Consider the following 12,413-nt stretch of genomic DNA (forward strand, 5'->3'; position numbering starts at 1 on the left):
AACGGACGAAATATCAAAACAAAAATCACGAAACGAGCACAAATCGTTCATTTCTTGTCCTGCAGCTGCATCGTCCGGTATTCGTGATTGATGCTGAAGTTGTTGATCATCATATTGACCGTGAACATGCCCATGATCAACTGAGCGCCGACAACGGGGATGTCCTTCAGATGGATCTGCGTGTTGTAAAGGACAACAAGCAGCAGCATGAACAGGAACGTGGCGGTGATGATCATGATGAAGTAATGTTCAAACAGGGCATCCAGTTTTCTCAGGAAAACTTTGCTGAGGATAAACAGGAGAACCACTGTAACAGCTACCGCAAGATACAGATTTCGCGGCAAAGCGGCCAGGATAGCCGCGTCAGTATACAGAGCCGGCATCGTCCGAATGACAAACATCGTTGCGATGAGCGCCGATCCGTAATAGATCGTTTTCCCTAGGCTGATGACCTGTGCCGGCAGCCGGTAAAGGATAAAGATGAAAACCAGGCTCAGGAACATCTGCATGATTGCGATCGAGAAGATGATGCTGGCGATCACTATGTGGAACGAGATCAGCCGGATTCGATCTGGATCCGTTTTATACGCTTCCACCCCGCTGATGTTCGAGAACAAGAAGGCGGTGAGCAGGAGACCGAAGAAACCGACCAGCAGGATGCTGATGACTTCGGAAGCGTCCCTTTTCTCGTCCTCCAGAAGCAAGAAAATGCCGCTGAAGACAAACCCGGCAAGAATACCGGCAAAATTTGCATAGTTGCTGCTCATAGTGGCCCAATCGATTTGCATAATGTTACGCCCCCATCCTTAAGAACAAGCATTCACTCCGGCGCATTGCCCGATTATTTCCCTCTAGTTCCATTATATCAGCAGATGGCGCCACAGCAAAAAAAGAACGAGTGCATGCAAAATGCCCGGATACCGATCAAGTATCCGGGTAACCGCCAGATTTAACGAGTTTCCCTATCCGGTTTGCTTGGTCACACCGATTGTCCGGACCACAGTTTCGCATTTTCACTGTACTCCTCCAGCCGTTTGCCTTATACTTTGGGTGGATGACAGATAATGGAGGGATTTAAATGAAAATTGCCGTTTGCAGCGACCATGCCGGCTTCGCACTGAAAGAAGAAATCAAAGCTTTACTTGAAAAGGAAGGCCATGAAGTGCTCGACTTCGGGCCTTACAACGAAGAACCTTGCGACCTGTCCGATTATGTCTACCCTGCCTCACTGGCTGTGGCGGAAGGAAAAGCCGACCGCGGCATCTTTGTCGATGGCGTTGGCTACGGAAGTGCCCTGATCGCCAACAAGATCTACGGCGTCTATGCGGCCGTCTGCCAAGACCCGTTCTGCGCAAAATTGGCGCGTTCCCACTCCGACACGAATGTCCTCTGCCTCGGCGGAAAAATCATCGGCTCGGCGTTGGCGCTCGAAATCGTGGAAGCCTGGATGACGACCGATTATCTCAAGGATATCGAAAAATACACCAACCGCGTCGACAAAGTGAAAAAAATCGCCGAGAAGCATCTGAAGAAGCTGGATGAACTGTAGGAAAAGCGATCCAGACAAAATTTAGGTTACCAAAAAAATCCGGTATAGCCGCAAAAAGGGCAAGCCCGCATGTTGATGATCCAACATGCGGGCTTGCCCTCTTTTTTGGTTATTTTGTTTTGGTTATTTTGTTTTGGTTACGCGGTTTGCAGCAGCACTTCCCCGATCGACTCGACGATCAGATTGTGGTCCTCCAAGTGATCCAGACCGGAAACGCAGATGACACCGGTCACTTCCCCGTTTTCGATGATCGGGAAGCCGCCGCCGCAGACGGCGTACTCCGGATTGCTTTCCCACGCTTTGAATTCGGGCACTTCTTCCGCATACAGGAAGGTGTGGAGCGAACTGTGCCCGCTGTCCATCACCGTTTTTTCCTTGCGGTTCAACCACGGGCTCTCCCCGCGGCCGTCCATCAAATAATGCAGGATCAGCAGATCATTGTGCACGATCCGGATGCCTACGGTCTTTTTCGCCCGTTCCTTGACTTTTGCGATGATCCGCAGTGCGATGTCGAGTCCGGTGGCATGCGTGAATGCCTCGAACTGCAGCGTTTGTTCCTGTTCCAACAACTTGGTTTTGTCCATTGTGCACGCACCTTTCCATTGATGTGGCCGCCCGTCTCGGCATTTCGGGACAGCCCCCTGATTTTGTTGTATATACTGGATATGTTTGATCGCTCCCTACAGACTGACGGATCGAATTGTCGAATGTACTTCTGGTATTCGACAATTTCACCGAGAAACGGGGGCGAATTGTCGGATGTTTTTCAGCATTCGACAATTTGGCCTTGTGCTCCATTCGAATTGTCGAATGTCACCCATGCATTCGACAATTTCGCCAAACAGTCCTACGCTTTTGCTCGATTCATCAGCCCAGAACGATACCGGCGCCTGCCAGCGCCTCTTCGGCGATCTCCATCACAACTTTGCTTTGCTCCAGCATCTCTTTGGCCTTCGCAAAGTCCTTTCCGTCGATCATCCGCGCAAATTCGCAGAATTCTTCGTACATCCGGTGCGGATGGACCTTTTTGTCCATGGCTTGGCTCGCCTGTCCATTCATGTTCACATCAAAGGAGTTGCAGACATTGGCCGGGCCATTCAGCACGACCGAGCCTTTATCGCCTTGGATGACCGAGCGGACCGGAGCCGCCGAATCCTTCGCGCCGATGCAGACGACTTTGCAGCTTGGATATTCCAGCAACAGGATGCCGGATGTGTCGATGCCGCGCTCGATATTGGCAAGGTAATTCACCGATGTCGGCTTCCCTAAGAGGCCCACGACGAAATGGATATTGTAGATGTTGATATCCATCAAGGCTCCGCCGCCCGCTTTCGGGTTGAAGGCCGGTAGAACTTCCCCGTTCTTGAAGGCATCGTAGCGGGAAGAATACTGCGAATAGTTGCACTCGATGATCTTCAGATCCCCCAGTTGCGGAATCTGTTCCTTGATCGCCAGATAGTTGGACAGGTATCTTGTCGTGATCGCTTCGACCAAAATCAGCTTTTTACTTTCGGCCAGTTCCTTCAGCTCGACCAACTCGGCTGACTTGAGTGTGAACGGTTTTTCGCAGATTACGTTTTTCCCGCTCAATAAGGCTTGTTTCGTGAAAGTGTAATGCAAATGGTTAGGCAGGCCCACATAGATGGTGTCGCACTCCGGATCATTCAAGACTTCTGCATAGTCCGTGTATACTTTTCCGATGCCGTATTTGCTTGCCAAATCCTCCATTTTCGCGCGTTCTGCTTCGATGCCGAACAGGCTGACCAATTCAGTATCCGGCAAATCTTTCGCCATCGTCAAAAAATCCATGACGATCTGTCCCGATCCCAGTATTGCAAGTTTCATATGTAAGACCCCTTTTTTCGATTCTTTAAAATCCGATTATATTTTTATTGTACCCCTATGCTTCAACAGCATCCATCTGGTGCTGCATTTCAGTTTCGTTTTCCGCTTCCTCCTTGACAGCTATGTTGTCCACTATTTTAAAGAACGGGAAGTAGATTGCTGCGGAAAGGCCGATCTGCACGATGTTCAGGACAGCGCCTCTCCACCCGGAAACCAGGAACCCGGAAATGACCGGCGGCGTGGTCCATGGGATATTGACTCCGTTTGTAAGCGGTACGAGTCCGGTGCTCATGGCGAAATAAGCGACGATACACAAAACGAGCGGCGTCAACAGGAACGGCACGATCATGATCGGGTTCAACACGATCGGCATACCGAAAATGATCGACTCATTGATCGTGAAGATTTCCGGACCGATCGACAATTTGCCCAACGCTTTCAATTGCTTCGATTTGGCAGCAAACAACAGCAACAAACACAGACCAAATGTCGCGCCGGATCCGCCGACTTTGACGAAGTTGCTGTAGAATTGATAGTTCACGATATTCGGGATGGCTTGTCCTGCAGCCACCGCTGTTGCGTTTTCGGCTGTCAGCGTCAACCAGATCGGCTGCATCACGCTGCCGACGATATTGGATCCGTGCAGACCGAATGACCATAAGATCCCTTCAAGGATCAGTACGACGATAGTGGCAGGCAACGTGCTGCCCAAGGCCGTCAACGGCGTCTGCAGATTATTGAAGATGAACGTTTGGACATCGCCGTAGCTGGTCTGCTCAAAACCGATGCGCACGAAGTTGAAGAAAACGATGACCAAGGCGACCGGAATCAACGAGGAGAAGGACTTCGATACGTTTTGCGGAACCGAATCCGGCATTTTGATCTTCCAGCCCATCCTATCGGTGAAGCGGATGATTTCCACGGAAAGAATTGCGATAAGGATACCGACGAACAAACCAGCAGCGCCAAGGTTCCCTAACGGAATCCCGATTCCCTGGCCTTCCTCCGCGAAAGCGTGCATCGGTGTGACCACAAAGAAGGATGCCAACGCCGCAAAGATGCCGGCCATTCTGTCCAAACCATACGCTTGCGCCAACTCATTGCCGATGCCGATCACAACGTAAACGGTCATCATGCTCATGGAAATGTTGTTCGGGATCGTGAACATGCGCTGCCAATCATCCCCAAAGGTGTTCAGCATGAAGTCGGTGTAAGGCGGGATCGGCAAGTAAGCCAGCAAGATGAAGAAGGAGCCGATGATCAAAAGCGGCATAGCGGACATGAAGCTGTTTTTCACGGCGCTCAAATATCTGTTCTGTTCCAGTTTTACAGCGATCGGCGTCATTTTTTCTTCCAGAATCTGCAATAATTTATCCATTTTCAATACCTCCTGAATTATTCCTTGATAGTGCTGATGCCTTCTTCGAGAATTTCGATTTGGCGGATGGTTTCTTCATCTTTAACGATTTTTTCTTTTCCGTTCACGATCGACTCGTAGACACCGGCATAGACCCGTCCGTAATCGCCCACTTCGGAAATGACTTTCTCCTCGTGATAACGGCCGGCATCATCCATATAAGTGAGGACGCCGTAGTGCTCCGGCAAGTCAATCCCGAAATCAGCGTTCGTCGGCATATGGAACATTTTCAGATGCTCCTCTTGGCGATCCTTTGTCTGCTTGACGAAAACACCTTTTTTCCCGGTGACGACGAAGCTCGGACGTTCCTTCAGGCGGAAATAGCTCGATTTGACGGAAACCTTCTTCGGCCCGTAGAACAGGTCCAGATCGAAGTAATCGTTGAAGCGGCCTGGCCCTAAAAGTTGTCTGACATCGTAGGTGATCCAATCCGGATTGCCGAAATAGGAGAGCACCTGATCGAGCGTATGGCAGCCGTGTCCGTACAGATAGCTGTTGACCTTCGAAAATGACGTGATCGATTCCGGGACTTCCGGTCTGAAATAGTCATAGTGCATTTCGACCTCGATGATGTCCCCCAGCATGCCGCTCTCGATCACTTTTTGGACCGTCAGGAAATCGGAGTCGAATCTGCGGTTTTGGTAGCACTGGATGAAGAGGTTCTTTTCTTTGGCCAGGGCGAATAACTCTTTGGCTTCAGCGGAAGTGTTTGTGAAAGGTTTTTCAACCAAAGCGTTTTTACCGTGTTCCAAGGCCTCTTTGCCGTAGTGATAATGGAAATCCGATGGCGTGCACACGACGACCAGTTGGATCTCCTCGTCGTTCCAGATGTCCTCGACATTGTTGGTATAGGCGACGCCGGGGATTTTTGCCCAGACAGTGTCCTCGACCGGGGAATAGATGCTTTTGACGCGGATATTTTCATTTTTTAACGAAAAAGGAAGATGATAGCGATTGGCGCTTTTCCCGCCGCCGATATAAGCGATTGTTAACATTGAATGATTCCTCCATTTCTTTTTCATGGCCTCAGTATAGTCAATCCACCTCAACAAGAAAACGCTTTTACTTCTGATGGGACTTCCTTTTCAGAGCTTGTTCAAAACGCATGGAAAAAGTTGAACATTATGTTCAGACACACTTCACCCGACAGTTGCCTTTTCGAGTATTGTTGGTTATATTGAAGGAAATGCCGGATCGCTTACGCGGATTGGATCATTGCCGAATGCGTCATATATATGGAGGGAATCAGATGAGTTTGCTGAAAAAATTACAAGCTAAACAAAACTTTACGGATACGGAAGAAAGGATTGCCGATTACATTCTCGCAAACTTGGAGGATGTGCCCGATATGGTGATCCAACAACTTGCAGATCAAACGTTCACTTCCCATTCGGCGATCATCCGGCTCAGCCAGAAACTGGGCTTTTCGGGTTACCGGAGCTTCAAAGTTGCCTTGATCCATGACATACAAAGCGACAAACACGCGCCCACAATCGTCGATCCCAACTTCCCGTTCCTGCCGATGGACAGCCCGATGGCCATCGCCAAGAAAATGGCCGACCTGACGATCGAAACAGTCAGGAAAACCTTGGTGAAACTGGAAAAGGACAAATTGAACAAAGCGGTGGATCTGCTGGAAAAAGCGGATAAAATCTTCCTTTTCGCGACAGGCGATTCCCAGATCCGCGCCCGCAGCTACCAGAACAAATTCATCAAGATCAACAAACATCTGATCATTGGCGACGAGTACGGCGAATCCGCCTGGAACGCCCTCAGCATGAGCAAGAATGATTGCGCCCTCTTCATCAGTTACGGCGGCAATTCGCCCACCCACAAAAAGATCATCAAATATCTGAATTCCATGAAGATCCCCTGCATCCTGCTGACGGCAAATACGGAGCAAGAAACAAGCAAGCTCTGCGACCTTGTGATCGAGGTCCCTTATGATGAGTTCGACTTCTTCAAAGTCGGCACCTTCTCTTCGCAGATTTCTTTCGAATACATTCTGGACACGCTGTTTTCGATCCTTTACGCGCGCGAATACACGAAAAACCTCAACAGCCTCAAGAAAAAAAATGAAGCTGCGAAGAAATGGGAACTGCTCTGACGCTACAGGAGGGCTGTGCTCCGGTGAACGGTGGGCTCGCCGGAATTCGCGGCCACGGTTGGAGCCGTTTTCCGGCGAAGGCACGCTCGCCGGAGTTGACGACTGCGCGCATTTCTGTACTCCGATGAAGACGCCTTAGCCGGAGCTGGCGGCCGTGTCGGCAGGTAATTGTGTGGAAAATTCTGTATTCTGGCCCGCCAAATTGATTTTGGCGGGTTATTTTGGATCTTCCAGCCCTCGGGCACACCAATTATCCTCTTCGGAAACGGATTCCTATGACTTTTCCCCTCATTTGTGATATAGTAGGCCAGTCACGCTGTTGCCCAGAGAACCTACATAACGTTTCGCGGTGAGGCTTTTGGCAAACGAGAACCCGCCTCTCTTTCCCAAACTGGCCTGACCGGAAACACAAAAAAATCAAATGCATGAAGAACATGCTGAAGGAGAACCATTTGTTATTTAAAGAACTAGAATTGAACCAACACCTGCTGCGCGCACTGAAAGAAGCAGGCTACACGAAAGCGACGCCCATCCAGGAAGATGCGATCCCGCATCTGTTGAACAATAAGGACTTGCTGGGTTGTGCCCAGACCGGTACCGGCAAGACCGCTGCCTTTTCCTTGCCGATCCTGCAGAATCTGACGGAAGAAGGAACAGCTGGAAAAGGCGCCATCAAAGCGCTGATCCTTGCGCCTACCCGCGAGCTTGCCCTGCAGATCGGGGAAAGCTTCCAACTTTACGCAAAATACCTGCCATTGAAGATCCAAGTCATTTTTGGCGGTGTTTCCCAGAATCCCCAGACAGCCGCGCTGAAACGCGGAACGGACATTCTGGTCGCGACACCGGGCCGATTGTTGGACCTGATCGGACAGGGCTACATCAAACTGAACCACGTGGATTATTTCGTCCTGGACGAGGCCGACATGATGTTGGACATGGGGATGCTCCACGATGTGCGCCGCATCATCCGCGAATTGCCGAAGAAACGCCAGAGCATGTTCTTTTCGGCGACGATGCCGACTGAGATCGAAAAACTTGCGGGCACCATTTTGACAAATCCGGTGAAGGTAGAAGTCACTCCGGTGTCTTCGACTGTGGAAATCATCCACCAAAGCGTCTATCCCGTAGCCAAGACCGACAAAACCGACCTGCTCATCCATCTGCTGAAGGAAGACACGGTGGAACGCTCGCTTGTCTTCTCAAGAACGAAGCACGGCGCCAACAAAATCGTGAAAAAACTGTTGCAGGCTGGGCTTACAGCCGAAGCGATCCACGGCAACAAATCCCAGACCGCGCGTCAGCGCGCCTTGGAAAACTTCAAGACCAAGAAAACCAGCATTCTCGTAGCGACGGATATCGCAGCGCGAGGCATCGATGTGCCTGAGCTTTCACATGTCATTCTGTACGATCTGCCTGAAGTGCCGGAAACCTACGTTCACCGCATCGGCCGGACAGGACGTGCCGGACGCGGCGGTAAAGCCATTTCTTTCTGTGATGAAACGGAAGCAGCTTTGTTGCGCGACATCGAAAAACTCATCCAAAGAAAAGTTCCGGTCGTAAAGGATCAGCCTTTCTTGTTGAAGGAAGGCACTGCGGCACCGGCACCGCAACCGAAAAAACCGGTTGCCGCGCGCAATAACGGTACCCGCACCAAAAACCAGCAAGGTCCACGCGGCGGCCAAAAAGCCGGCCAAAGACCGCGCCCCCAAAGCAAAAAGAATACCCAAAGCAAGTAAGCAAAAAGAGAGCTCCCGCCGAAACAGATCCGGCGGGAGCTCTCTTTTTTATGAAAAAACTGATGAATGCGGCGTGATGAATCGCCTCCTCCGGCGAACGGAGGCTTCGCCGAAGTTCAGACCACATTTAAGACCTGTCCTCCGAGGAGCACGGCTTTATAGGAGGTGAGCGCAAAAGTTACCACTCTCCTCCGGCCGCCAGAATCTTCGCCGGAGGAGCGCACTTTTTTCCATCGCCCTGCTCCGATGAGCGGTACCCAAACATATTCCGGATCAAATCAGGTTTTTGATCCCGTCGCAGATCCGTTTTGCGACGATTGGATTGTTCATCGTGTAGATGTGGATGCCGTCCACATCATGCGCCAGCAGATCGACTATTTGGTTGATCGCGTAGGCCATGCCGGCATCGAACAGCGCTTCTTTGTTGTCTTCGTACTTGTGCATGATCCTCGAAAATTTCTCCGGCAAAGAGGCCCCGCAGAGCGTCACCATCTTCTCGATCTGGGCTTTGTTGATGACCGGCATGATGCCCGCCTCGACCGGCACCTGCATGCCGGCAATCTGGATATGCTCCTGGAAGGAATAGAAGGCATTGTTGTCGAAGAAAAGCTGGGAAATCAAATGCTGCACACCGCTGTCCACCTTTTCCTTCAGATGGGCGATATCCTCGACTTTGTTCTTCGACTCGGTGTGGCATTCCGGATAACAGGCGCCGCTGATGGAAAAATCGCCGTATTGCCTGATGAACTTTACCAGATCGCTGGCATAGCGGAAATCCTTCTTCGCTTCCACCTCCGGATTGACATCCCCGCGCAAGGCCAGGATGCTGTCGATGTCCGCGTCCTTCAGTTCCTCCAACAGTTCGCAGATTTCGAATTTCGAAGAATTCAGGCAGGTCAGATGCACGAGCGGATCGATGCCGAATTGATGCTTGATCCGCTTGGCCAAGGCGACCGTCTGGTTGTTCGTGTGGCTCCCGCCCGCGCCGAAAGTGACGCTGATGAAATCAGGGTTCAGTTCGCTCAGGATCGCCAGCGTCTCATCGATGTTCTGGATCGCTTTATCGCGTTTTGGCGGGTAGATTTCAAAGGAAAGCACCGGTTTTTTCTTCTGGAATTTGGATTCGATTTTCATCAGCTGACACCTCTTTTCAGACCGATACTGCGTCTTTGATGATCTGCGCTGCCGCCACCAAATTGGCCAGGCTTTCTCTCGTTTCTTTGATGCCTCTGGTTTTCAGCCCGCAGTCCGGATTGATCCAGAGATTTTCTTCGTCGATCTTCGTCAGCGCGTTCTTCAGGACCGCCACCATCTCCTCGACACTCGGCACGCGCGGCGAATGGATGTCATACACGCCCGGTCCGACTTCGGTTTCGAAACGGTTCGCCTTCAGAGCATCGATGATCGTCAGTTTGGAACGCGAAGCTTCGAAGGAAATGACGTCCGCATCCATGTTGTCGATATCCGTTACGATCTCCTCGAATTCGCTGTAGCACATATGCGTATGCACCTGCGTCTCCGGTCGCACGCCGCTGTGGCAAAGGCGGAACGACGGGATCGCCCAATCAAGGTATTCGCTGTTCCATTCTTCCCTGCGGATCGGCAGCTTCTCTTTCAGCGCCGCTTCGTCGATCTGGATGATCTTGATGCCGGCTTCTTCCAAATCCAAAACTTCCTCGCGGATCGCCAGTCCGATCTGGAAAGCCATCTCCTTCAGCGAAATGTCCTCACGCGGAAACGACCAGTTCAGGATCGTCACCGGACCCGTCAGCATCCCTTTGACCGGTTTGTCGGAAAGGCTCTGCGCATATTCCGAATAGAACACGGTGATCGGGTTTTCGCGGCGGATATCGCCGAAGATGATCGGCGGCTTGACGCATCTTGTTCCGTAGGATTGCACCCAGGCCTTTTCGGTGAAGATGTATCCGGCCAGGTTTTCCCCGAAGAATTCCACCATGTCGTTGCGCTCGGATTCGCCGTGGACCAGCACATCCAGCCCCAATTCCTCCTGCAGCTCGATGCAGTCCTTGATGAATCCTTTGATGTTCTCATCGTACTCGGCTTTCGTGATGTCGCCTTTGCGGTATTTGCTGCGGTTCTGCTTCACTTCTTTCGTCTGCGGGAAGGAGCCGATCGTCGTCGTCGGCAACAGCCCCAGCTGCAATTTCTCCTTTTGGATCGCCCTGCGTTTTGTTCTTGGAACATTTCTGACAAAATCTCTCTCCGTCAAGCTCGCCACGGACGCCTGCACGTGCTTGTCCTCGTACACACGCTCCGCTGAAAAGACTTGTTGATTCGCAAGATAACTTTCCTTATTTTCATATCCGGAGGCGCCGATCAGTTCCGTCAGTTCCTTGATTTCCTGAAGCTTTTCCTTCGCGAAAGCGAAGTAGCGGGATACATCCGGCGCCAAGCTCGTTTCATTTTCCAAAGTGTAAGGGACATGCAGCAACGAACAGGAAGTGCTGATGACGATGTCTTGGCTGAACTTTTCCAGTCCGTTGACCAAAGCGATGACTTTTTTGTAGTCGCTCTTCCAGATGTTTTTCCCGTTCACGACGCCGGCAAACAGCGTCTTGTCGGCCGGGAAGCCGTGCCTTTCCAAAAGTGCCAGCGTTTGTTTGCCTTCCAGGAAATCCAGGCCGATGCCATCGAAGTCCAAGCCGACCACTTCCTCATAGCTGTCCCTGATATCCCCGAAGTACGTCTGCAGCAACACTTTTACGTTGCCCTTGTGCGCCAGCACTTTTTCGTAAAGGGCCGTGAACAGCGCCACATCCGCTTGCGTCAGATCGGTGACGAGACTCGGTTCATCGAACTGCACCCATTCCACGCCCTGTTCATTGAACCGGTCCAGGATTGCGATATAGGCATTCGCCACGTCCTCCGCAAAATCGTTAATCGTTTTTGAGCCTTTGCATTTTGCCAGCTTCAGGAAAGTGAATCCGCCGATGATGACCGGCTTCGTCAGCACACCGATTTGTTTGGCTTCTTCATATTCGTCGAACGGCTTGTCGCCCGCCAATTTGATTTCGGAATCGTCGAACAATTCAGGCACCAAGTAATGGTAATTGGTGTTGAACCATTTCTTCATCGCCAATGCTTTGACGTCGCCCGCTTCGCCCTGGTATCCGCGTGCGGCCGCGAAATACGTATCGCGCTCGCTCAAACCGAGCTGTTTGTAGCTTTCGGGCAGCGCGTTCAACAGGACCGTCAGATCCAGCACGTTATCGTAATATGAAAAATCATTCGAAGGGATGTGGCTGATGCCGGCATCCTGCTGCAGATTCCAGTGCATTTCCCGCAGACCCTTTGCGACTTGCTCCAACTCTTCTGTTGAAATTTCTTTTCTGAAGTATTTTTCGGATGCGAACTTCAATTCGCGCAACTTGCCTACCCTTGGAAAACCGATTAGTGAACTGTTCATTTTGACTCCTCCATTTCGTTTTTTGGTTCCTGCTGCAATAATAGTGAGCATACAGACGACTGTCGTGCTGTTTGCTGATCATCTCTTATCAGAAGGTTGTTTCAGTATGCCACGGAATCGGGATATAGGATAACACTAAATAAATATACTCAGATATAGATAAATGCTATAAGGGTTGGCGGGGCAATCTCGGTTGGCCGGAGTTGAGCCCGTTGCGCTGTTGCGGTTCGCTCTGCTCCGCTCAACGCTGGCTTCGGCGGAGGACGCCTCCATTCGGAAGAGCTGTCCTCCGGGGAACCCGCGCTCATCGGAGGACGTCGGCAGCTATCGAA

Annotated in this window: 10 protein-coding genes; 3 read left to right on the forward strand and 7 right to left on the reverse strand. The window is 51.1% G+C overall.

What is annotated here, in order from left to right; translation table 11 throughout:
- Nucleotides 1-47: 47 nt before the first annotated feature.
- Nucleotides 48-788 (reverse strand): hypothetical protein, encoded by a 741-nt coding sequence (locus BMX58_RS03980; RefSeq protein ID WP_068622334.1) that lies wholly within the window; start codon nucleotides 786-788, stop codon nucleotides 48-50.
- A 290-nt stretch (nucleotides 789-1,078) separates the two neighbouring features.
- Here BMX58_RS03980 and BMX58_RS03985 point away from each other — a divergent pair, with 290 nt between their 5' ends.
- Nucleotides 1,079-1,549 carry an RpiB/LacA/LacB family sugar-phosphate isomerase gene (locus BMX58_RS03985; RefSeq protein ID WP_068622332.1) on the forward strand — a complete coding sequence of 157 codons (471 nt, stop codon included), beginning with the start codon at nucleotides 1,079-1,081 and terminating at the stop codon, nucleotides 1,547-1,549.
- 137 nt (nucleotides 1,550-1,686) lie between these two features.
- Here the strand turns inward: BMX58_RS03985 and BMX58_RS03990 are convergent, their stop codons facing one another.
- The 4 genes from BMX58_RS03990 to BMX58_RS04005 all read right to left on the reverse strand — a co-directional run bounded on the left by BMX58_RS03990 (nucleotide 1,687) and on the right by BMX58_RS04005 (nucleotide 5,806).
- Entirely contained in the window at nucleotides 1,687-2,133 is a 447-nt protein-coding gene (locus BMX58_RS03990) for a heme-binding protein (RefSeq protein WP_068622330.1), read from the reverse strand.
- Between the two features lie 283 nt (nucleotides 2,134-2,416).
- Nucleotides 2,417-3,394 (reverse strand): Gfo/Idh/MocA family protein, encoded by a 978-nt coding sequence (locus tag BMX58_RS03995; RefSeq protein WP_068622328.1) that lies wholly within the window; start codon nucleotides 3,392-3,394, stop codon nucleotides 2,417-2,419.
- 55 nt (nucleotides 3,395-3,449) lie between these two features.
- On the reverse strand, nucleotides 3,450-4,772 hold the full coding sequence (locus BMX58_RS04000; RefSeq protein ID WP_068622325.1) for a PTS sugar transporter subunit IIC: 1,323 nt from the start codon (nucleotides 4,770-4,772) through the stop codon (nucleotides 3,450-3,452).
- A gap of 17 nt (nucleotides 4,773-4,789) precedes the next feature.
- Complete coding sequence (locus tag BMX58_RS04005; protein WP_068622323.1) at nucleotides 4,790-5,806, reverse strand: Gfo/Idh/MocA family oxidoreductase; 1,017 nt, start codon at nucleotides 5,804-5,806, stop codon at nucleotides 4,790-4,792.
- A gap of 254 nt (nucleotides 5,807-6,060) precedes the next feature.
- On the opposite strand from BMX58_RS04005, the gene BMX58_RS04010 reads away from it, so the two are divergent.
- Entirely contained in the window at nucleotides 6,061-6,918 is an 858-nt protein-coding gene (locus tag BMX58_RS04010; RefSeq protein WP_068622321.1) for a MurR/RpiR family transcriptional regulator, read from the forward strand.
- 452 nt (nucleotides 6,919-7,370) lie between these two features.
- Entirely contained in the window at nucleotides 7,371-8,654 is a 1,284-nt protein-coding gene (locus tag BMX58_RS04015) for a DEAD/DEAH box helicase (protein WP_068622458.1), read from the forward strand.
- 273 nt (nucleotides 8,655-8,927) lie between these two features.
- On the opposite strand, the gene metF is transcribed toward BMX58_RS04015, so the two are convergent.
- Nucleotides 8,928-9,788, reverse strand: a complete 861-nt coding sequence (gene metF, locus BMX58_RS04020; RefSeq protein ID WP_068622319.1) for a methylenetetrahydrofolate reductase [NAD(P)H] — start codon at nucleotides 9,786-9,788, stop codon at nucleotides 8,928-8,930.
- A 16-nt stretch (nucleotides 9,789-9,804) separates the two neighbouring features.
- On the reverse strand, nucleotides 9,805-12,081 hold the full coding sequence (metE, locus tag BMX58_RS04025; RefSeq protein WP_068622317.1) for a 5-methyltetrahydropteroyltriglutamate--homocysteine S-methyltransferase: 2,277 nt from the start codon (nucleotides 12,079-12,081) through the stop codon (nucleotides 9,805-9,807).
- Between the last annotated feature and the right edge of the window lie 332 nt (nucleotides 12,082-12,413).

It is taken from the genome of Trichococcus ilyis, from assembly GCF_900109135.1.
In the GTDB taxonomy this organism is placed as follows: domain Bacteria; phylum Bacillota; class Bacilli; order Lactobacillales; family Aerococcaceae; genus Trichococcus; species Trichococcus ilyis.